Origin of the sequence: Halapricum salinum, from assembly GCF_004799665.1 — an archaeon.
In the GTDB taxonomy this organism is placed as follows: domain Archaea; phylum Halobacteriota; class Halobacteria; order Halobacteriales; family Haloarculaceae; genus Halapricum; species Halapricum salinum.
This window is the reverse complement of sequence record NZ_CP031310.1, coordinates 528,717-549,006: the sequence shown is the minus strand read 5'-3', so window position 1 is coordinate 549,006 and position 20,290 is coordinate 528,717. Positions and strand designations below refer to the sequence as shown.

The window sequence follows — 20,290 nt, the reverse complement described above, 5'->3', positions numbered from 1 at the left end:
TACTACTGCGACGTTGGCCGCGCGCGGTGTTGACGGTTTCGTTCGGCGCGAACCTGACGCCAGCGCTCAGATGTCGCCGCTAGGGTTCCCGGAGCCAGTTCCGCTGGCGTCGTCAGCACCCGCTGAATCTACCGAGTCGTCGCCATCGTCCTCGGATGACTCCTCGGACGCGTCCGCGTCATCGGTCGCTGGCTCTTCAGTCGGCGGCTGCTGGCCGCTCTGCGGTCGTCCGGGCTGTTGAGCGTCTCGGGGCTGGCCGCCCTGTGGCTGGCCTGATTGGTGACTGCCCTGTGGCTGACCGCCCTGGGGCTGTCCACCCTGTGGCTGGCCACCCTGGGGCTGTCGAGTTTGTTGTCCACCCTGTGGCTGACCGGCCTGCTGGCCGCCGGGTCGCTGTCCCTGTGGCTGGCCTGGCTGGTGTTGTGGCGCGCGCGCCTGGCCGCCCGCGGGTGGCTGTCCCTGCGCTGGTGGTCGTCCGGCTGGCTGTTGACCCGCGGACTGCTTTTCTCTGAAGACGGCGGCGACGCCGCCGAGACCGCCGAAGACTGCGGGGTAGATGATCCCGCCGACGATCACGATGTTGGTCAGCTCGTCGGAGAAGATGTCCGAGGAGAGGACCAGGAGGTTGTCTTCCATGAACGCACCGACAGCCAGGACGGTGAGCCCCATCAACACGGCGTAGGGAATCGCCATGGTCGCACCCTGCGCAGCGGCTCCGACCTCGTCGAAGTCAGCAACTGCGTTCGAAACCATCCGATACCCCAGCAACGCCAGGATTCCGACGACGAGCAGGATGTAGACGATGTCGGGGACAGTGTCGTAGCTCACGAGGAGCTCGTTCAGCCGCTCTGGGCTGTCGAACGCGCCCGGATAGGCCGAAAAGTAGTTCTCACCGAACTTGTAGCCGACCAGATCCCGCCAGCCAGTTTGGCCGTAGTACTCGAACCCCTGGTCGCTGTTGCCGATTTCGAGGACGAACAGGAGATTCGCGAGGACGAACGTGACGATCCACGCCAGGATCCCCACACCGATCCCCTTCCCGATCGAGACGTTCGATAACGATCCACCCGTTTGCTGCTGTTGCCGCACTCCCATGTGACGTTCTCCACGATCATCATATAAATAAGCCGGTGGGATAGAGTTCAATAGCTAAAAGACGGGCCCGGACGAATCGGCGGGTATGGCCGACGAGCACGAGACTACTGACGGCGAGCAGGAACACGACACGACCCACGATCACCACGACGAACACGACCACGGCGCGGATCGCCCGGACTACGATCCCGAGAACGTCGAGTTGCCGTCCCGAGAACCCCCACTTCGAAGCACTGCTCCCCAGAGCGACTTCACGATGCGCCAGGTGCTGACGGGCGTCGTCGTACTCGCGATCGGACTGGCAGTCGTCTTCGGAATCCCGCTGGCACTGGCGTGATCACTCGGCAGGAACGGACTGTTTGTACTCCTCGCGGAACTCGCCGATCAACTGCCCCATCTTCGCGTACCAGTCGTTGAGCACGCGCTGCATGTCGTCGGCGATCTGATCTGGGTCGGTCGGCCGGTAGACGTGGTAGTACCCGCCCTGCTCGTAGTTGACCTGCTCTTTCTGGATGAACCCCGACGAGAGCAGTCGCTGGACCGACCGGTAGGCAGTCGAGCGCTCGCGCTGGACCGCCTCTGCGATCTCGTCGACCGTCAGCGGCTCCTCCGCGCGCGTCAGCGTCCGAAACACTTCCTTGTCGAGTTCTTTCAGTCCGTGGATACACTCCAGTAGCCCCTCACACTCCATGTCCTGTGAGAGATACTCGGTCATCGATTCTGGCATTACGCTCATATACGCGGAGTCGACTCAAAAGCCTTGTGAGTAATGTGCATAACCGCGAAACCCCTCTCGAGTCGCCACGATCTTCGAGTTAACCAGATTACACGATCACTTCGCACGCAGGTATTCTACCCCTCGATATTGCGACAAAGGGGAACGATCGCCTATCCAGTGGGGAAGGAACCGACTTCGCAACTCCGATTCTGCTCGCCCGGAGCCGGTGGTATTGCACGCACTTAGCAAAATCATTAAGGCTGCTGACTCCCAATGTCGTGGTATGACCGACACCGACGAGTTGGAAGAGATCCGCGAACAGAAACGTGAGGAGTTACAGCAACAGACCCAGCGGACGCCCGCGCCGGGCGAGCCGATCCACGTCGAGAGCGGTGAGCACTTCGAGGAGGTGCTCGGTGAGTACGACGTCGTGCTCGTGGACTTCTACGCGGACTGGTGTGGGCCGTGTCAGATGCTCGAACCCGTCGTCGAAGAGATCGCCGCCGAGACCGACGCCGCGGTCGCGAAAGTTGACGTCGACGCCCACCAGCAGCTGGCCGCCCAGTACGGTGTCCGCGGCGTTCCGACCGTCGTGTTGGCGGTCGACGGCGAGACGGCCGAACAGCTGACGGGCGTCCGTGAGAAGAGCCACTACGTGTCGCTGATCGAGCGCTACAGCGCGTAGCTGGATCGGCTACCGCAGGTCGATCTCCGTGTCGACCGCACGCTGGAGCGACGCGTAGGTCTGGTCGTCCATCGCGTCGCGGACGACGGTGATCGCGCTCCTGACACCGGCTTCACGGGTCCGCTGGGTGACGTGGCCGAGGAACCGCACGACGCGCTCGGCGTCGGTGTACAGCAGGAGGGTGTTGAAGTCGTCGAACAGGACCCAGCCGTGGCCGTCTTCGAGCGCCCGCAGGGCGCGATTGTACTGCATACTCAACCCGGTGAGATCGCTCGGGTCGATACTCTCGGTCGTCCACATCGGCCCCTCGTAGTCGTGTTCTGTCGCCGACAGCGGGAGGTGGCCCACCGTCGAAACGTCGCCGCCGGCTTCCCGGACGAGCCGCTCGATAGTTGCCGGCGTTCGCGGCGAGACGATCAACAACTGCTGGTAGGCCGCTGCGGGCAACAGCGAGAGCGACGGTCGCAGTGAGTCAGTCGCGACCAGCGCCTGTGTGCCGGCGTCCAGCCGCAGCCGACGACTCTGTGTCGACTGGACGTCACTATGACTCGGCATCTTGCCCCTCCCCGCTGCCCTTATTGTCACTGACCTGTAGTCTATGTGCTACCTGCGTGCCCATGGTTCCCCACTGTTAGCATAGAGGACGGCGGCAGAGACATATATAGCTTTTCGACGCTGTCAGACGCCTGTCTGCTTCCGGCCCCGGCGCCAACCTTTTTCTATCTACCGTGTGTGACGTACCCACATGGAGGAAGCGTACGTTCGATTGCTCTGTCCTGAGTGTGCCAAAGACTGGGAGTCGACGCCCAGGGATCTCCCCGAACCGAATCGCGTGTTCCACTGCCCGAACTGTCACGCATCGCGACACCTCTCGGAGTTCATGCGGACCGATCACGACCTCCAGACGCTCAAGCGCCTCCAGTAATCTCCTGGTGAGGCTGGCAGTAGCCCCTAGCTACTGGTCGCCGAGCGCGCGCCGCACGCCTCACACTGCAGCAGGATCGCTCCCTGCTCGCGTACGAGCTTGGTGTCCGGCAGGCCACACTCCGAACAGAGGACGAACTCCTCGACGTAGGCGTCGAGGGCCTCGGAGATCCGGCGCTTGCTAAAGCTGCCAGTCAGGCGGGCGCGCCCGCTCTCGTCGATGTGGCCGCTGGTCCCGACCTCGTTCTGGAGGAACTTCATCACGTGGTCTTCCTCACGGCCGAGACGGTCGACCGTCGCCTGGAAGTTCTCGTAGACAGTGACGTTGCCTTCCTGTCGAACGTTGGGGTCGGGGACGTCGAACCGTTCGCTGTCGCCGTCGATGTCGGGCGTCTCGTCGAGTGCCCGATCGAGCATGTCGTCGTAATCCATACCCGTTCTAGCTGGGGCCACATCAAAAGCCTTTCAGAGTCGTCCAGCCACCCTCGAACCGCCAAGTGTGTGAGGTAGTATTTCGTCCACCCTCATATCGACTGATAGACCGTGATAAAACCCCTGAAAATGGGAGGTGCATGCTAACGATACTCAGGATACTACTATAATCCTTGAGTCGGTAGAAGGGAGTGACCATGAAGAAGCAGGAGCTCATTCACCTTCACGGCCTGCTCGCACAGGTACAAGATCACTACGAAGAGCGCACCGGAAATACCGTCGACCACGACGAGTATCTCGAGCAGAGCGTGCGGCCTACATCGATTCACAAGTCGAAAACAGACCACAAAGCGGCGGTCTTCGCGCTGGCGGACGGGCTGTGTGGCGAACTCGAATCGGAAGTCAAAGAGCCAGTTTCTGCGGCTGCGGACTGATACGGACTGGGAACCGGGTGGGTTCTCTGTCTCGATACACGTCTCGTCAGTGAGCGGCTGCTGTCGTCGCTCCCGGCGGTGAAAACAGATACTACTCGTCGATCAGTTCCTCGAACTCGGGGAGAACGTCGCCGTCGCTCGACCGGGATTCGTCGGCGTTCGTCTCGCGTTCGTCTCTGTCTTCGGTGCTTTCACTCTCTTCGGCTGTCTCGTCTTCGTCGTCTTCGTCGTCTTCGTCGGTGACTTCGATTTCGAGGACATCGAGGGGGATGTTCGTCAGCCGTTGGCCGATCTCTTTGCGGGCGATACGTGCGGCGTGTTCGTCGCGCTCGACGTTGAAGACGGTCATCTCCAGTTCGAGCGCGACGAGACTCTCGTCGGCGGCGATGAACGCCGGTTCGAGTTCCTCGCCGCAATGCGGGCAGGAGCGTCCACCCATGTTGATCTCGACGTAGTTGAGGTCCGGATTGAGCATCTCGCCGGTCTTGGAGATGGCTATCCGAACCGCTTCGTCGGCCGTCTCGACGTCGTACACGGGGACAGCGGCTTCGACGACAACGCGACAGTCCATATGTTACCATTGCTCTCCCACCGATATGAAGGTTAGCCAGCGTTTTGCCGTGTTCTCGTAACCGAAAAGCCGCTCCAGGTCCGAAGCCAGCCAGATGCACTCTGGAACGATCGACGTCTCGTCGCTCGCCGGTAGCCTCGACTTGCAGGCGACGCTCGAGAGTGGGCAGTCGTACCTCTGGCGACGAGAAGACGGACGGATGTACGAAGACGGCGAACAAACGGGTGGAGAAGCCTGGTACGTGACGGTTGTGCGGCCCGACGAGAGCGGCGAGGCGCGTCTCGACGCGGGCGAGCCGGCCGTGGTCCGGGTCCGCCAGCGTGGTGGGCTACTCGAGTGGGAGTCGACAGTCGACGCCGAGGCAGTGGTCCGCTCGCTCTTACGGCTGGACGACGACCTGCCGGCGATCCGTGCGGCGACACCCCCCGACTCCCTGATCGACGCCGCCTACGAACGCTACTGGGGGATGCGCCTCGTTCGGGATCCGCCCTTCGGCGCACTGATCTCGTTCATCTGCTCGGCCCAGATGCGCGTCTCGCGCATCCACGACATGCAGGTCGCGCTCGCGGAGGCCTTCGGTGACACTGTCGACTTCGACGGTCGGAGCTATCATGCGTTCCCGACGCCCGTCCAGCTCGCGGCGGCCAGCGAGGCCGAACTGCGCGATCTCGGTCTCGGATATCGCGCGCCATACGTTCAGCGGAGCGCCGAGATGGTCGCTTCCGGGGAGGCCCACCCTGCCGAGGCACGCGACTTGAGCTACGAGGACGCCCGCGAGTATCTGACGCAGTTCGTCGGCGTCGGCGAGAAAGTCGCTGACTGCGTCCTCCTCTTTTCGCTCGACTTTCTGGAAGCCGTCCCGCTGGATACCTGGATTCGCAAGACAATCGCCGAGTACTATCCAGACTGCGACCGCGGCAACTACGCCGACACCTCCCGGGCGATCCGTGAGCGACTCGGCGGCGAGTACGCCGGCTACGCCCAGACGTACGTCTTCCACCACCTGCGAAACGGCGGCGACGACTAGCGTTTTTGTGGGCGGACGCCCCACAGTTTCGTATGACTGATCGAACCCGCGCACACGTGTACGTCTCCGGGCGCGTCCAGGGTGTGTTCTTCAGGGCAACGACCCGCGATACCGCACGCGAACACGGCGTCGACGGATGGGTCAAAAACCTCGCTGACGGTCGCGTCGAGGCAGTCTTCGAGGGGCCTGAGGAAGCGGTCGAAGCGATGGTCGAGTTCTGTCACGAGGGGAGTCCCCAGGCCCGGGTCGACGATGTCGATGTCGAGTACGGCGACTCCGAGGGACACGACGGCTTCGAGATTCGCCGATAGCCCACGAGTTTTTGCCCGGGCCAGTCGAACCCGGAGGTATGAGTTTCGGCCAGGTCATCACGGGCAGGGAGATGGCGGTGATCGACGCGAACGCGGCTGCGCTTGGCGTGCCGCGCAAGCAACTGATGGAGTCCTCGGGCCACGCCCTCGCCCGCGCGGTCCGGGCGGAGGCCGATCCCGGCGACGAGATCGCGATCGTCGCCGGCCGCGGCAACAACGGCGGCGACGCCCTCGTCGCGGCCCGGTTTCTGGACGACTTTCAAGTGAGGGTCTTCCTGCTGGGCCGTCCGGAGACGATCACGACTGACATCGCGCGCGAGAACTGGCACGCGCTCGAACGGGCCGAGATCCCCACCGAGAGCGTGCGCGATTCGACTGCACTGGATCTCGGCAAGCCCGATCTGTTCGTCGACGCGATGCTCGGGACGGGGATCAGCGGCGACCTCCGCGAACCGCTGGCTGCCGCGGCCGCACAGATGAACGCCAGTGACACTCCTGTGATCGCTGTCGACGTTCCCTCGGGGCTGGACGCCGAGACGGGCGCACTCGCGAAAAACGCCGTCGCTGCCGATCACGTCGTCACTTTCCACAAACCGAAGCCCGGCCTCGACGCACTGGACGTCTCGGTGACTGTCGCAGATATCGGCATTCCATCGGCGGCCGAGCGCTACGTCGAGCGCGGCGACCTTCTGCGACTCTCCCGGCCGGCCGACACTCACAAGGGCGACTTCGGCGAGGTATTGGTGGTCGGTGGTGGTCCATACACCGGCGCACCCGCGCTCTCGGCGCAGGCGGCCTTGCGGGCGGGCGCGGATCTGGTTCGGGTGGCCTGTCCCGAGGGTGTCGCCCGCGAGTTGCAGGGCTACAGCGAGAACCTGATCGTCCGGCCGTTCGAGGGCGAGGTGTTCAGTCCGCACGCCGTCGAGACGGTGGCGGAACTGGCGGCCGAGCACGACACCGTCGTCCTCGGTCCCGGTCTCGGTGCCGACGACAATACCCTCGTCGCGGTCCAGGAGTTCCTCCATGGCTTCGACGGTACCGCGGTGGTCGACGCCGACGCGCTGCAGGTCGTCCCGGGGGTCGACACCGAGGCGACACTGGTCTGTACGCCTCATCAGGGGGAACTTCGGAAGATGGGGGGGAAGACCGCCGAGGAGTGGCGCGAGCGCGCCGATCTGGTCGAGGCGTTCGCGGCCGAAATCGGCCACACACTCCTCGTCAAGGGGAAATACGACGTCATTTCGGACGGCGAGCGGACCCGCGTCAATCGCACTGGCAATCCGGGGATGACCGTCGGCGGGACTGGCGACGTGCTCGCTGGCGTGACGGCAGCGCTGGCGGCCACGCAAGAATCGATCGACGCGGCCGCGCTCGGCGCGTACGTCAACGGCGCGGCCGGCGATCGAGTCGTCGACGCACAGGGCTACGGGCTGGTCGCGACGGACCTCCTGAAGGCGATTCCCCCGGTCATGTGGAGGGATAGCGATGAGTGAAGAAAGCGGGACGGACGGGGCGGACACGTCGGATCTGACCCACACCGACGACTCGGGCGAGGCTCAGATGGTCGACGTCGGCGACAAGCCCGACTCGAAGCGCCGGGCCGTGGCTCGCGGGACGATCCACCTGCAGGCGTCGACCGTCGACGCGATTCAGGCAAGCGAGATCGGGAAAGGCGACGTCCTCGGGACTGCTCGGATCGGCGCGATCCAGGCCGTGAAACACACCTGGGAGACGATCCCGATGTGCCATCAGATCCCGATCACGAACGTCGAGACCGATTTCGAAGTGGGCGAGTCGTCGGTGACGCTCACGGTGGCTGTCGAGACGACGGGGAAGACTGGCTGTGAGATGGAGGCACTGGAGGGCGTGACGACGGGGCTGAACGTCGTCTGGGACATGGTGAAATCCGCCGAAAAGGACGCTGATGGGGAGTATCCCGAGACGCGAATCGAGGACGTCCACGTGCTGGAAAAGCGCAAGCGGAGCGTCGAGTAGCGACCTCGTCTCTCTTGGGAATGGTCGTCCTGTCGCTACTCGAGTAGAAGCAAAGGGGAGCGGGGCCATGGAGCGTGTGACAGTGATCCGGGCCCCGTATCTACTCGTACTGGCGCCACCCCCATGAAGGCCGGCCTACCGGAGTGAAAGTGAAAGTGCGGGACGTGAGAAGATGGTGTGAGTCGGTGGCAGGCCTACCGCGCGAGCGGAAGATTGTAGCTCGTCTCGCGTTCGACGACGACCTCCCACGTGTGCTCGCAGTCACAGGTGACTTGCTCGAAGACGCTTTCGTCCTGCCGGAGGTCGAAGTCCTTGATGGCCTTCTGGACGCGGTCGTCGCACTCCCCGCAGTTGTGCGCGCCGCGGTCGGAGCCGTGGCCAACGGGGTCGGAGACGACGATGACCTCCTCGTCGGCAGTCGATTCGAGCACCTCGGCGACGCTCCAGAGCCAGGGCGGTCGGTAGCCGTCGTCGAAGTACAACTGTTCGACCTCGGTGAACTTCTGGACGTTCGTGGGGTTCATCGAGACGGTGTGACAGCCCTCGACGGCGGCGCAGCGGCGGATCGAGGATTTCATGTCTTCGATCGCCTCGCTCTCGCTCAGGAACGGCGGCTTCATCAGGAGATACGCTTTGATCCCGACGTCGACGGCCTCGGCGGCTGCGTCGGCTGCACGGGCTTGCGCGCAGGCGTCCTCGAAGTCCGCGAAGTCGAAGTACTTGTTTACGCAGTCGTGGCGCACGCGGTCGGTGGCGGTTTCGAGGCCGACCGCGACGTCGGTGTTCAGGCCCTGTGCGGTGAAGTCGCCGATCTTCTCGCGATCGACGAAATCCGGGAGTGACTCGACGACGATCCGCTCTCGATCCCCGAACGTCTCGGCGATGGCCTGGCGCGTCTCTGCGGGGACTTCCCGTTCGTCCAAGAAGGAACCGGAGGTGTAGATCTTGATGAGGCCGGACTGCTCGTCGGCGTTCTCCTGTTCGTGGTCGAGGCAGGCCTGGACCTGGGTCATCAGGTCCTCGTGGGCGACGGTGCCGCCTTCGACGCTCTCGGCGACGTAGCCACACATCGTGCAGCCACCGGCGCGGGCCCAGCGACAGCCCCCGGTGTTGAGGATGATCGTCAGGCTCTGGTAGACTCCGTCGGGCGTGTTGTCTTCGTCGATCCAGACCCGCGTGGGCTCGGTCGGATCGTAGGTCTTGTCCTTGCGCCCGCGGATCTCCCGCATCACCTGATTGTGGGCGTCCATCCCCTTGCCCTGCTCGTAGACTTCGGGGCTCGGCTTGCTCATATTGCTCTCTGGTAGTTGGCGGGCGTGTAAAGCCTCTGTGTTCGTGGATTTTGGTGGAACTGACGGCGAGGAAACAGCGTCTCTAGCGGGATCAACGCAGGAACACCCTCGACTCGATGGCTAGGAACCGGAGGCAGCAACGCGAATAACGCAGGAAAGCCCTCGACTCGCTGGCGGTCGCTGTGGTGGATATTCTCCCTTTGGTCGAATAGAGCCACCTCAGCGACGCTCTTCGCTGCGCTCAGCGCCAGCGAGTCTCGCCCTTTCGATCCACCAGGGACCGCATCGCGAGCACAAGCCTGCCCTTCCCCGGGTCGGGCGATGAAACGCCCTCCCGGCCACCGCAGTTTCTCTCGGTCGCGCCCTCCACAGAAGCCTCCTCCCGAGGTCACTCGTCGCTGGTCTGCACGCCACCCAAATTCCCGTCGTCGTCGAACAGTTTCGCCCGGAGGAACCGAATCCGGAGCTGATTGGCCTCGTTGCGGACGTCCGCCGGGCGGATGTCGTCGATTCGACCCTCTGCGACGGCGTCGACGACCGCTTCGAGCTGCTCCTTCTCGGTCGGGGTGAGTTCGAACTCGTAGGTCAGGGCCTGCTTGCCCTCCTGTTTGGTCCACTGCCGGGCCGCCGAGACGACGATCGAACAGGGCTCTCGGCAGGGGAAGACGCCCGAGCCGCCGTCCGTCTCCAGCGGCGTCTCGGCGTCGTAGTCCCACTCGCGGCGCTTGAGACACTGGGAGTCGTCACAGCAGGCCTCGGCGACCCACTCGACGTGGTCGTGACCCTCCTGGCGATCCCAGGTTTCGACCACGCCGTAGATCCCGGTCTGGCGGGCCATCGTCTCGTGCCAGTGCGAGATATCGAGGTCGCCCTCGCGCTCGCGATGCCAGTTCTCGATCGTCGCCGGGTAGAAGAAATCGACAGCAGCGACGAGGTCGGTGGCGTCGAGGTCGGGGAAGACCCAGCCCGAACGGAGCGTCGGCGCGGTCTTGAGCGGTCGGTACTCCCCGTCGGCGTCGAGCTTCGTGATATCGCGGGCGTCTCGTGGGTCGTCGGAGCGCTGTAGATCGGCGGCCGCGCGGTCGGCGTCGGCCTCGTGGCGGAGGTCGTACCGGCGCTGGTCGTCGTCCAGCGTCGCGGTGACGCGGAGCTGACCCCACGATCGCGAGAGCCCGTCTTCGAGTGCGTCGTAGCGCTCCGGGACCGCGTGACCGCCGGCCCGTTCGAGCCAGCGGAGAAACGCCCACCGGGATTCGGCCTGGGGCGCGACCTGATGCCAGAAGAACCAGTTTTCGACGTACTCGCCGACTTCCGCAAGCGCCGACCGTGGCGTCTCGACCGGCGCGGTCAGGGTCTCCTCGGGCGTCTCGACCAACAGCTGCCCTCCTTCTCGCGTGGCGACCAGCCCGTCGAACTCGACTCCGTCGGCGGCCGCCTCCGCCAGCGCCTCGTACGGCGACGTGTCCATGTGCGGGAGCACGGGCGCGAGTGGCTAAAGGGCGACCCTTTCGACAGTTACTGCTCGATCAGCGCCGCGCCGCCTGTCCGCTTGCGCACCATCTCCAGCGCATCTTCGACATCTGCGCCGGCGTCAGCCGCCCGTTCGAGGATCACGTCGGCCAGCAGCGGCTCGGTCCCGACGGCCCCCGAGTACCAGATGCGCTTGCCGTCGACCTCGGCGGGCGTCTCCCAGCCCGTCCGGTAGTCCTCTGTGAGGCCCATGTCCTCGGGGATGTCCTCCTGGGTGTGATAGCCGTCGGCGATGAACAGCGGGACCACCACGATATCGTCGCTCTCGAAGAAGTCGGTCACGTCGTCGACCTCGGGGTCTTCGTCCATGAACAGCGCCCGCACTTCGTCGAAACGGTCGCGTTCGCGGATCCGATCGGCGTGGTACTCGATGGCCTTCGCGGAGTTTTCGTTGCGCTCGGTCCCGTGGCCGACCACTGCGAGTCCGAATCCGGCGCCCACGTCGGGGTCGTCGGTGACCGACTCGGCCCGACGAACGATCACGTCGCTCATCGCCCGATGGGTGCCGACGGGTCCGCAGTAGTGGACGGTCTGACCGGTGTCGCTCGCGGTACAGGTGGCGTGGGTTGCGCTCGTTCCGTCGGAGTCCCACAGCTCCGGGCCCCACTCTTCCAGGCGGAGTTCCCGCGGGATGACCTCCTCGGTGAAGTAGCCCTCGCTGACGAATAGCGGGACGACGAAGACCTCGTCGCTGTCGAGCGTCCGCAGTACCTCCCGGAAGTGGGGCTCTTCTTTCCAGAAGGCTTCCCGAACTGCGTCGAACGCACCCGTCTCGCGGATGGTGTCGGCGTGCTCGAACGTCGGCGTGCTCGAATCGGGGTTGAGATGCGAGCCGTGGGCGGCGATGACGAGCGCAGGCATGGCCGAGAGGTGGGGCTGGCGAACTATAGTGTCTCTGTCTCCCCGAAACCTTGCAGCCAGAACCGGGGGGTATTTTTCGATTCCACTCTCAGCAGCGGGTATGTCACTCGCTGCGGAGACCCGCGAGGCCGTTCGCTCCCACCCGTTCGTCTACGAGGGGTTACGTGCAGGGGTTGTGAACTACTCCGCTGCCGCTCGTTACCTCGACGTCGGCGACACCGACACTGTCGTCGCCGCGCTCAGACGGTACGCGGATGAACTCCCCGAACCGACGGAGACCGATCGAGACCTGCGCGTGACCATGCACAGCGGCGTCGGTCCCGCCGAGACCACTGACGAGGCACTGCTCGTGGTCGGTGACACCGCACTTGCGGCCGAGGGTGGGGACTCGACTGCCGTCGTCGCGACAGGTGACGTCGACCCCAATCTTCTGGGGACAGTCCTCGGACAGTGTTCGGCCGGCGACGTCAGTGTCGAGGCTGCGGCCGTCGGGGAAGACACCATTGTGCTCGTCGTCGGGCGTCGTGACGGTCCGAACGCGGTTCGCCTCATCGAATCGAACGCCGGTTAGGCGGCCTGCTCACTCGTCGTCGCTGTCGCTCTGCGGGGTGGAGTCGTCGTCAGTTGGAACAGTTACTTCGCGCATCTCGGCCAGTTCCTCGTCGGAGAGGTCGCGGTACTTCTGGCCGTCCGGTGATTCGGTCGCGATCCCGCTGGTGATGATCGTACTCACGGCCTCGTCGACGGTCATGTCGACTGTGCTGACGCGTTCGGCGGGGATGTGTGCCAGAAACCCGCCCATCACGGGATTCGGGGCCAGCGGGAGAAACAGCGTCTCGACGTCGCGCTCGCCCGCGGCCGCGGCGATCGGGACGGCTGCTTCGCTGGTCTTGAACCCCATGACGTAGACGTCGTCGTAGGGAAATTCGACCAGAACGACTTCCTGAAAGTTGTCGACGCTACTCTCGAGCATGGCGTCGCCCATCCGGCGGAAACTCCCGTAGATCGAGCCGACGGCGGGAATCGCGCCGATGATGGCGTCGAAGTAGTCGATGAGTTGCTCACCGTAGCGATTGCGAGCTAGCAGACCGACGCCGACGACGATACAGATCAGGATGAACAGCGCCGTGACCTCGGTGACGAAGTCGACGACGTTCGTGTAGATGCCGACCGTCAGCAGGAAGTCCACGAAGCCCCACTCTTTGACGCTCTCGATCAGCCCGCCGTATCGGAGGAGCTGGATGAACGGTTTGAGCGCGCTCGCGACGAAGTCGAAGGCCATCTTGAGGACGTAGATTGTGATGACCAGCGGGACGATGACGACGATTCCCGTCAGGATCACGTCGAGGATCGACCTGTAGGCGGACTTGCCAGCTTCCTTTGCGGTATCCGCGTGCTCGGTGACGTCGGGAGTAGTCATACTCGGGTCTGCAGTCCCGACCGAAAAAGGCCTGTGGCCAAACCCGACTCCGACGGATTGAAACGCTGGCTCGCGTAGTGACGGGCAATGACACTCCGCGTGAGTAACACGCTGACCGGCGCGCGCGAGCCCTTCGAACCCGAAGACCCCGACACGGTTCGGCTCTACTACTGCGGGCTCACGGTCTCGGACCCGCCCCACCTGGGCCACGCCCGGGGATGGGTCCACGTCGACGTTATGGCCCGCTGGCTGCGCTGGCTCGGCTTTAGCGTCCACCACGTCGAGAACTTCACTGACATCAACGAGAAGATCGTCGCCCGCGTCGGCGAGGACGGCGACAGCGAGGCCGACGTCGCTGAATCCTATATCCAGGAGGTCATCCAGGCCATGCGGGGCCTCAATCTTCAGCGCGCAGAGGTTTACCCCCGAGTTTCGGAGCACGTCCCCGAGATCATCGACCTCGTCGAGACGCTGATCGAGACGGGACACGCCTACGAATCGAACGGGTCGGTCTACTTCGACGTGACTTCCTTCGAGGAGTACGGCAAGCTCTCCAATCAGGACGTCGAGGAACTGGAGGCACAGGGCGACGAGTCCGAACAGTCCGAAAAGCGCAATCCCGCGGACTTCGCGCTCTGGAAGGCCGGCGGTGTCGGTCCTGAGGAGATCGAGGACCATCAGCATCCCGAGGCCGCACCCGCCGAAGAGGCCTGCGAGACCGCCGAGACCTGGGACTCACCGTGGGGCGAGGGGCGGCCGGGCTGGCACATCGAGTGCTCGGCGATGAGCATGACCCATCTGGACGAGACGCTGGACATCCACGTCGGCGGCCAGGATCTGGTCTTTCCCCACCACGAGAACGAGATCGCCCAGAGCGAGGCCGCCACGGGCCAGCGGTTCGCCAACTACTGGCTGCACGTCCGCCTGCTCGAAACCAAGGGTGAGAAGATGTCCTCCTCGCTGGGCAACTTCGAGACCGTCCAGGAGGCCATCGAAAACTACGGGACCGACGTGGTCCGCACGTTCTTGCTGTCGACAGCCTACCACAACAGCGCGGTCTACGGCGAGGACACCATTCAGGAGGCTATCGAGCGCTTCGACAGACTGGAACGGGGCTACGAGCGCGCCGTCGAGGCCTGTGATAGCGTCGACGCCCGGACCAAGGTCGAGGATTCGGACCTCCGTGACGCAGTCGAAAGCGCCCGCGAGGAGTTCGAAGCGGCCATGAACGACGACTTCAACACCCGGGCGGCGATGGCGGCCCTGCTGGATCTCGTGGGTGCGGTCAACACCCACGCCGATTCACACGCGGAGTATGACTACCGGGGGCTGCGTGAGGCCATCGAGACTATCGAGGAGTTCGCGGGTGGAATCTTCGGGCTCTCGCTCGGTGGGGCAGACGGCGGGAACGTCGAACTGGCTCAGGACGTCGTGGATCTGGTCCTCGACATTCGCGAGCGAGAGCGCGAGGCCGGCAACTACGAGCGCGCCGACGAACTGCGGGACGAACTCGAAGCGCTGGGCGTCGAGGTGCAGGATACCGACGAGGGGCCTGTAGCGCGGCTGGAGTAGGCGGAGGCCGGCCATAGACTTTTTTCACTCGCAAGCGACCGGGTGGATATGATCGAATCGCTCGTCTACCGAAGTGGCTCCGTCGAATCCTACGACGACCTCGGGGAAGCTAAAGCCGCCCAGGGGACGACCTGGGTCCACGCGACGGAGGTCACCGCCGACGAGCGTAGCCACATCGCCGAGACCTTCGATCTGCACCCGCTGGCGATCGAGGACGTGAACAGCAACGTCCGCGCCAAGACTGAGGAGTTCCCCGAGTTCGTGTTCGCCTTGCTCAAGACTGCGCGGCTGACCCGCGGGGACACGACGTTCGAGGAGGAAATCGTCGACGATCCCGTCGGCGTGTTCTTCGGGAGCGACTGGGTGGTCTCGATGTCGCCCGGGACGGCGTCGATGGTCGGCCGCGTGAAAAACGCTGTCCAGGCCGGCGACGAGCGACTCCTCGAACGCGGGCCAGACTTCACGGCCTACCGGATCGTCGACGTGATCGTCGACAGCTACTTCGACCTGCTCGATACCCTGGAAGACCAGATCGAGAGTATCGAAGAAGACGTTATCGAGTCGACGGAGATCGACGTCCTCGACGAGATCAACAGCGTTCGTCGGGAGTTGCTCTCCTTTCGGAAGTTGCTGTGGCCCGCCCGAGAGGCGCTGGGCGTCTTGGCTCGCGGGGATCTGAAACTCGTGCAGGAGTCCTCGGAGAAGTACTTCCGGGACGTCTACGATCACGTCGTCCAGCTCGTCGATCTGACCGAGACGTATCGCGATCTGGTGAGTGGGGCGCGGGACATCTACCTCAACAGCCTCTCCCAGTCGACCAACGAGGTGATGAAGGTGCTGACGGTGGTGGCGACGATTTTCATTCCGCTGACCTTTATCGCCGGGATCTACGGGATGAACTTCGAGACCATGCCCGAGCTTGGGTGGCGATACGGCTACTTTGCGGTCTGGATGGTAATGCTCGCTATCGGTATCGGGATGATCTGGTTCTTCCGCCAGCGAGAGTATATCTAGAGAATCAACGGGCCGAGTAACACCCCCATCAGCGAGACGCGGCGTGCGCCGAGTCGCGGCGGCAACAGCCCGACTACGGTCGACAGAGCGAAGATCCCCACCCCAACCACGCCACTCAACAGCCCGATCAGGACGACCAGCAGCCCCAGCACGAACACGGAGACGTGCGTGTTGTCCAGCCGCCCGACGAGCCGTAGATAGCGATCCCCGACGACGAGCACGAGGACGAATCCGACCATCGCGGCGATGGCAATCGACGCGATCCACAGCGCCAGCGACTGCGGCGCACGAACCGATTCGACGGCCACCAGCACGCCCGTCCGGGTCGACCCGAACGTGACGAACGCCACGAGCGCGAAGATCGCCGTCGCCGTATTCACGCCGCTGGTCGCCACCACGAACCCCCGCGAACCCCGGGATTGGGGGACCGCGAGCAGGACCATCGTCGCCGCGACGGCACTCGAGACACCTGGCAGAAACCCGACGATCGCTCCGGCGAGTGTGCCCAACCCGGCCAGCACGAGCACGGTCGATCGGGTGGTCAACACGTCCGGGTCGTTCTGTGGGGGACGCCCGAGCCACCGATCGCGTCCAGTAACACGGGCGCACCGAACAGGCCCGCGAACAGCGGGGCGAGCGTACTCCCGACCGGTACGATCCCACCGACCGACATATCGAGCGTGAACCAGCCCAGAGTGGCACTCGCGGTGAAACAGATGGCTGCGCCGATCCGCGCTGCTCTGGTGGGTTCGGTCAGGATCAGCACGGCGACGACTGCCGTCAGCACGACTGGCAAGTGCTCGTTCAGCCACGGCATTCCGATCCGCATGCCCTCGGTCAGTGGAATCGCCAGCGGGACCGCCGCCACGACGGCCAACCCACTGCCAAGCGCCGACAGCCGCAGTGCTTCCCGCCCCTGACCCGCGATGACGAGTTCGTGACCCGGCAGCGCGCTGGCGGCCATCGCGGGATCCGGCACGCCGAGCGCCAGCGCCGGCACGACATCGAGAAAGGTGTGGACGACGCCCGCCGCCAACATCGCGGCCGCGACGTACTGCGGCGGCCCGGGAATTGCCGTCGAGAACGCCGCCAGCAGTAGTGCAAAGGTGTTGGCGTGCAGCCCCGGCGTGAGCCCACTGAGCGTCCCGAGACAGATGCCACTCCCGACGTAGGCGAGCACCAGTGCCGTCACACCGGGGTCGACGACGATCCGAACGCCCGCGGCTTCCATTGAACCGTTCTTCTGACGGGTTGTCTTATAAAATCGCGGACCGGGAGTTCGGGCGGTACTGCTGCTACGCCGGTAGTGACGGACCCACCGCTAGAGCGTCGCGTCGAAAGAACTGAAGCTGGTTTCGAGAGGCTTAACCGAAGAGTTCGCCGAGGCCCTCGCCGCTGGCCTCGTCGTCCTCGTCGTCGTCGCCTGCGTCTTCCTCGTCGGCGGCCTCTTCCTCTTCTGCGGCGTCCTCGTCGCCGCCCTCGTCGGCGGACTCGACGTCGTCGGTCGTCGCGGCACCGCCCGTCGCGGGGACGGCGGCGGCCTGGTCGACGGCTTCGTCGATGTCGACGTCTTCGAGCGCTGCGATGAGCGCTTTGACGCGAGACTCCTCGACGTCGACGCCTGCTGCGTCGAGCACGTCCGTCAGGTTCGCTTCGTTGATCTCTTCGCCCGATTCGTTCAGGATGAGTGCTGCGTAAACGTATTCCATTGTTGTCACCTTGTGTTAGAACATGTCACCGAGTGCTGCGCCTGCGTCGCCGTCGTCGTCTTCGTCCTCGTCTTCGTCGGCGGCGTCCGCTTCCTCGGCCTCGTCGGCCTCGTCGACGTCCTCGGTTTCGTCTTCGGTTGTTTCGTCGCTCGATTCGGTCTCGGGCGCCTCGAGGTCACGGAGTTCCTCTGGCAGCGCCTCTTGATCGTCGATCTGTGCAGCGAGCGCGCGGACCTGGCCGTCTGCCTTGCTCACGAGGTCTGGCATGACTGCCTCGTCCTCGATGGCCGCGTAGATCGCGAGGTTCTTGGCTTCGCCGCTGGCTTTGCCCAGCTGTGCCGGCAGGGTCTGTGCGGTCGGGAACGAGGCGTTGAGCGCCAGGTTCCGTGCGCGAGCGGCCGCGGTCTCGACGTCGCGGGTGTACTCCTCGATGTCCAGCGCGAGGTCCTCGGGCTCGAAGAGCACGCCCTCCGAGAAGACGGCGCGCAGGTCGAGGCCGACTTCCTTGGGCTCGATGCCGAGTTCCGAGAGGACGTTCGCCAGATCGGCGGAGACGACCTCACCGGCGTCGAGGACGTGACTGTCCTCGAGCACCTGGATGGACCCTTCCTGGATGCGCGCGTTCGCACCGACGGACTGGAGTTCGCCGACGAACGGCCCCGGGTCGACGCCCGTGTCACCCTCGGGGATGACGATGTCGTTGGGCGCGACCTCGCCCGCGTTGATCGGAGCGGACGTCTTCGAGGCTTCCAGCTGCTGGTAGAGCCCGAAGGGGTTGTCGTTCGTGCCGATGATGCCGACGTGGCCCGAGATGTACTCGGTGAGCTGCTCGAAGCCGTCGTCGACCTCTTCTAGGGCGCGGGCCAGCAGCGTGTTGCGGCTGACGCGCAGTTCGGCCGTGCCGTAGAGGTCACGACGCATGTCCTGCAGCTGCTGGCTCGGGATGCCAGTCAGGTCGACGATACCGACGCTCTCGTACTGACCGAGGGTCTCGACCAGCGCGTCGATCTCTTCACGTTTCCACTCGGGAATCGTCTCGGTCTTGCGCTCGGATTCGGCGCTCATTTAGGCCACCTCCACGGACGGCCCCATCGTCGTCTTCACGAACACCGAGTCCACGTTCAGCGGCCCCTTTTCGAGGTCGGCGTGGAGTCGGCGCAGGATGACGTCGATGTTGTCGGCGATGTCTTCGGCGGACATGTCTTCCGCACCAACGCGGGTGTGGAAGGTCCGGCGGTCACCGCTGCGAAGCTGGACCGTGTTCTTCATTCGCTGGACGGTCTCGACGACGTCGTCGTCCGGCTGGAGCGGTTCGGGCATCTTTCCGCGTGGCCCGAGGATGGTCCCGAGGTAGCGACCGATGTCCTGCATCATGTCGGCTTCGGCGATGAAGAAGTCGGTGTCCTCGGCGAGGTCCTTGGCTTCGTCGTCGTTGTCGCCAAGGTCCTCGAGGTCGTCGCCGCTGAGGACGTCGTCTGCGACATCCTCGGCACGAAGGGCTGTTTCACCTTCGGCGAAGACCACGATTTTCGTCTCCTGGCCGGTTCCGGCCGGCAGGACGACACTTTCGTCTACACGATTCGACGGATCGTTGAGGTCAAGATCGCGCAAATTGACTGCGAGGTCCACCGTCTCACGGAAGTTCCGGTCCGGTGAGTCCTCGAGTGCGCGAGAGACTGCGTTCTCTATTTCCTGATCTGCCATTGTTCACCTCCGTAGTACGCCAGATGGCTTCTACGGGTCAGTGAAACAGGCGGACGCCTGTCTCACCAGGGAACACGCCGATGCGCTATTTAAACCCGTCGAACGGGAGACGTGACTGAAAGGCACATCTCGGTTCGTGCGAGCGGTGACGATAGGAACCGCGAGCCGGGAGACGTGTGCCGTCGCGAACGTCTCCGTTTGGGCGAACGAGGTGCGACTCGAGAGTCGGGGGTCACAGCGCGACTTGCTTCCAGGGACCCTCGTCGACACGGACTTCGGGGCCAGCGTCGCCGTCACGGAGTTCGACGTGGTGTTTGAACGCCCGTGAGAGCCCGGTGGTGATGCTCGCTTTTGAGTGTTTGCGTCGTCGGACGCGGCGTACGTCGCGACCTCTTCTGCTTCACAGTCTTCGCTGCCGCTCAGACTGTGAAACACCGAAAAACTCACTCTGTTCGTTTTCTAGCTTTCGCTTCGTCAGCGCCGGCTTACGCCGCCGCTTCCTCAGCGAAAACGTCGTCGTACTCGCCAGCGTCGATCTTCGCCTTGAACTCTCGGGGGTTCTCGCCCTCGATGGTGACACCCAGGGAGGTGCAAGTCCCGACGACTTCCTTCGCGGCACCTTTCAGGTCGTACGCGAGGAGGTCCGGCAGTTTCTGCTCGGCGATCTGTTTGACCTGGTCGACGCTGAGGTCGGCGACGAACTCCTCGTGAGGCTCGCCGCTGCCCGTCTCGAAGCCGGCCTCGTCCTTGACGAGCTCGGCCGTCGGCGGGACACCGACTTCGATCGAGAACGAACCGTCGTCCTCGTACTCGATGGTGACGGGGACTTCGGTGCCGTCGAAGGCTTCGGTCTGGTCGTTGATCTCCTGGACGACTGCTTGGACGTCTACCGGGGTCGGCCCCAGCTCGGGACCGAGCGGCGGGCCAGGGTTGGCCTGGCCACCGGGAACGAGAACTTCGATTGTGCCTGCCATATGCGTGAGTCCGTCGGCGCGG

General features: G+C 64.3%; 24 protein-coding genes and 1 pseudogene. 11 read left to right on the top strand and 14 right to left on the bottom strand.

What is annotated here, in order from left to right:
* Positions 1 to 66: 66 nt before the first annotated feature.
* Positions 67 to 1,095 (bottom strand): hypothetical protein, encoded by a 1,029-nt coding sequence (locus DV733_RS02665; RefSeq protein ID WP_049993649.1) that lies wholly within the window; start codon positions 1,093 to 1,095, stop codon positions 67 to 69.
* 85 nt (positions 1,096 to 1,180) lie between these two features.
* Between DV733_RS02665 and DV733_RS02660 the strand changes: the two genes are divergently transcribed.
* A complete protein-coding gene (locus tag DV733_RS02660) occupies positions 1,181 to 1,432 on the top strand; it encodes a DUF7550 family protein (protein ID WP_049993648.1) in 252 nt (83 codons plus the stop codon).
* Here DV733_RS02660 and DV733_RS02655 read toward each other — a convergent pair whose 3' ends face one another.
* On the bottom strand, positions 1,433 to 1,822 hold the full coding sequence (locus DV733_RS02655) for a helix-turn-helix domain-containing protein (RefSeq protein WP_049993647.1): 390 nt from the start codon (positions 1,820 to 1,822) through the stop codon (positions 1,433 to 1,435). It lies immediately after the preceding gene.
* Positions 1,823 to 2,096: 274 nt separating this feature from the next.
* Between DV733_RS02655 and trxA the strand changes: the two genes are divergently transcribed.
* A complete protein-coding gene (gene trxA, locus DV733_RS02650) occupies positions 2,097 to 2,498 on the top strand; it encodes a thioredoxin (protein ID WP_049993646.1) in 402 nt (133 codons plus the stop codon).
* Positions 2,499 to 2,507: 9 nt separating this feature from the next.
* On the opposite strand, the gene DV733_RS02645 is transcribed toward trxA, so the two are convergent.
* Positions 2,508 to 3,053 carry a DUF7504 family protein gene (locus tag DV733_RS02645; RefSeq protein ID WP_049993645.1) on the bottom strand — a complete coding sequence of 182 codons (546 nt, stop codon included), beginning with the start codon at positions 3,051 to 3,053 and terminating at the stop codon, positions 2,508 to 2,510.
* Between the two features lie 190 nt (positions 3,054 to 3,243).
* Between DV733_RS02645 and DV733_RS02640 the strand changes: the two genes are divergently transcribed.
* Complete coding sequence (locus DV733_RS02640) at positions 3,244 to 3,423, top strand: DUF7836 family putative zinc-binding protein (RefSeq protein ID WP_049993644.1); 180 nt, start codon at positions 3,244 to 3,246, stop codon at positions 3,421 to 3,423.
* A gap of 26 nt (positions 3,424 to 3,449) precedes the next feature.
* Here DV733_RS02640 and DV733_RS02635 read toward each other — a convergent pair whose 3' ends face one another.
* A complete protein-coding gene (locus DV733_RS02635) occupies positions 3,450 to 3,854 on the bottom strand; it encodes a translation initiation factor IF-2 subunit beta (RefSeq protein WP_049993643.1) in 405 nt (134 codons plus the stop codon).
* 197 nt (positions 3,855 to 4,051) lie between these two features.
* Between DV733_RS02635 and DV733_RS02630 the strand changes: the two genes are divergently transcribed.
* On the top strand, positions 4,052 to 4,288 hold the full coding sequence (locus tag DV733_RS02630; protein ID WP_049993642.1) for a UPF0058 family protein: 237 nt from the start codon (positions 4,052 to 4,054) through the stop codon (positions 4,286 to 4,288).
* Between the two features lie 91 nt (positions 4,289 to 4,379).
* On the opposite strand, the gene DV733_RS02625 is transcribed toward DV733_RS02630, so the two are convergent.
* Entirely contained in the window at positions 4,380 to 4,859 is a 480-nt protein-coding gene (locus tag DV733_RS02625) for a DUF555 domain-containing protein (protein WP_049993641.1), read from the bottom strand.
* Positions 4,860 to 4,953: 94 nt separating this feature from the next.
* Here DV733_RS02625 and DV733_RS02620 point away from each other — a divergent pair, with 94 nt between their 5' ends.
* The 4 genes from DV733_RS02620 to moaC are packed head-to-tail and all read left to right on the top strand — an operon-like array spanning position 4,954 to position 8,192.
* A complete protein-coding gene (locus DV733_RS02620; protein ID WP_049993640.1) occupies positions 4,954 to 5,886 on the top strand; it encodes a DNA-3-methyladenine glycosylase family protein in 933 nt (310 codons plus the stop codon).
* Positions 5,887 to 5,918: 32 nt separating this feature from the next.
* A complete protein-coding gene (locus DV733_RS02615; RefSeq protein ID WP_049993639.1) occupies positions 5,919 to 6,197 on the top strand; it encodes an acylphosphatase in 279 nt (92 codons plus the stop codon).
* Positions 6,198 to 6,235: 38 nt separating this feature from the next.
* Complete coding sequence (locus tag DV733_RS02610) at positions 6,236 to 7,690, top strand: bifunctional ADP-dependent NAD(P)H-hydrate dehydratase/NAD(P)H-hydrate epimerase (protein ID WP_049993638.1); 1,455 nt, start codon at positions 6,236 to 6,238, stop codon at positions 7,688 to 7,690.
* On the top strand, positions 7,683 to 8,192 hold the full coding sequence (moaC, locus tag DV733_RS02605) for a cyclic pyranopterin monophosphate synthase MoaC (RefSeq protein WP_079979411.1): 510 nt from the start codon (positions 7,683 to 7,685) through the stop codon (positions 8,190 to 8,192). The genes DV733_RS02610 and moaC overlap by 8 nt, the downstream gene beginning before the upstream one ends.
* Positions 8,193 to 8,386: 194 nt before the next feature.
* On the opposite strand, the gene DV733_RS02600 is transcribed toward moaC, so the two are convergent.
* The 3 genes from DV733_RS02600 to DV733_RS02590 form a co-directional block, all read right to left on the bottom strand.
* Positions 8,387 to 9,484, bottom strand: a complete 1,098-nt coding sequence (locus tag DV733_RS02600; RefSeq protein WP_049993636.1) for an archaeosine biosynthesis radical SAM protein RaSEA — start codon at positions 9,482 to 9,484, stop codon at positions 8,387 to 8,389.
* Positions 9,485 to 9,872: 388 nt separating this feature from the next.
* Positions 9,873 to 10,952, bottom strand: a complete 1,080-nt coding sequence (locus DV733_RS02595) for a DR2241 family protein (protein WP_049993635.1) — start codon at positions 10,950 to 10,952, stop codon at positions 9,873 to 9,875.
* 47 nt (positions 10,953 to 10,999) lie between these two features.
* Positions 11,000 to 11,875: a CbiX/SirB N-terminal domain-containing protein gene (locus DV733_RS02590; RefSeq protein ID WP_049993634.1), complete on the bottom strand. Its 876-nt coding sequence runs from the start codon at positions 11,873 to 11,875 to the stop codon at positions 11,000 to 11,002.
* Positions 11,876 to 11,975: 100 nt separating this feature from the next.
* On the opposite strand from DV733_RS02590, the gene DV733_RS02585 reads away from it, so the two are divergent.
* Entirely contained in the window at positions 11,976 to 12,446 is a 471-nt protein-coding gene (locus DV733_RS02585; protein WP_049993633.1) for a DUF7523 family protein, read from the top strand.
* A gap of 9 nt (positions 12,447 to 12,455) precedes the next feature.
* Here DV733_RS02585 and DV733_RS02580 read toward each other — a convergent pair whose 3' ends face one another.
* The gene (locus tag DV733_RS02580; protein WP_049993632.1) at positions 12,456 to 13,295 is read right to left on the bottom strand and encodes a DUF502 domain-containing protein; all 840 of its coding nucleotides are present in this window, start codon (positions 13,293 to 13,295) and stop codon (positions 12,456 to 12,458) included.
* An 87-nt stretch (positions 13,296 to 13,382) separates the two neighbouring features.
* Between DV733_RS02580 and cysS the strand changes: the two genes are divergently transcribed.
* Together cysS and corA are read left to right on the top strand one after the other, a co-directional pair.
* Complete coding sequence (cysS, locus tag DV733_RS02575; protein ID WP_049993631.1) at positions 13,383 to 14,867, top strand: cysteine--tRNA ligase; 1,485 nt, start codon at positions 13,383 to 13,385, stop codon at positions 14,865 to 14,867.
* A 48-nt stretch (positions 14,868 to 14,915) separates the two neighbouring features.
* The gene (gene corA, locus DV733_RS02570) at positions 14,916 to 15,881 is read left to right on the top strand and encodes a magnesium/cobalt transporter CorA (protein ID WP_049993630.1); all 966 of its coding nucleotides are present in this window, start codon (positions 14,916 to 14,918) and stop codon (positions 15,879 to 15,881) included.
* Here corA and DV733_RS02565 read toward each other — a convergent pair.
* The 5 genes and pseudogenes from DV733_RS02565 to DV733_RS02545 form a co-directional block, all read right to left on the bottom strand.
* A pseudogene (locus tag DV733_RS02565) lies at positions 15,878 to 17,112 on the bottom strand (tripartite tricarboxylate transporter permease). The gene corA and the pseudogene DV733_RS02565 sit on opposite strands and share 4 nt — an antisense overlap.
* Before the next feature lie 133 nt (positions 17,113 to 17,245).
* The gene (gene rpl12p / locus DV733_RS02560; RefSeq protein WP_049993628.1) at positions 17,246 to 17,590 is read right to left on the bottom strand and encodes a 50S ribosomal protein P1; all 345 of its coding nucleotides are present in this window, start codon (positions 17,588 to 17,590) and stop codon (positions 17,246 to 17,248) included.
* A 15-nt stretch (positions 17,591 to 17,605) separates the two neighbouring features.
* Positions 17,606 to 18,655 carry a 50S ribosomal protein L10 gene (locus DV733_RS02555; protein ID WP_049993627.1) on the bottom strand — a complete coding sequence of 350 codons (1,050 nt, stop codon included), beginning with the start codon at positions 18,653 to 18,655 and terminating at the stop codon, positions 17,606 to 17,608.
* A complete protein-coding gene (locus DV733_RS02550; protein ID WP_049993626.1) occupies positions 18,656 to 19,294 on the bottom strand; it encodes a 50S ribosomal protein L1 in 639 nt (212 codons plus the stop codon). It abuts the gene before it with no gap.
* Between the two features lie 485 nt (positions 19,295 to 19,779).
* Positions 19,780 to 20,268, bottom strand: coding sequence for a 50S ribosomal protein L11 (locus DV733_RS02545; RefSeq protein ID WP_049993624.1), 489 nt, complete (start codon positions 20,266 to 20,268; stop codon positions 19,780 to 19,782).
* Between the last annotated feature and the right edge of the window lie 22 nt (positions 20,269 to 20,290).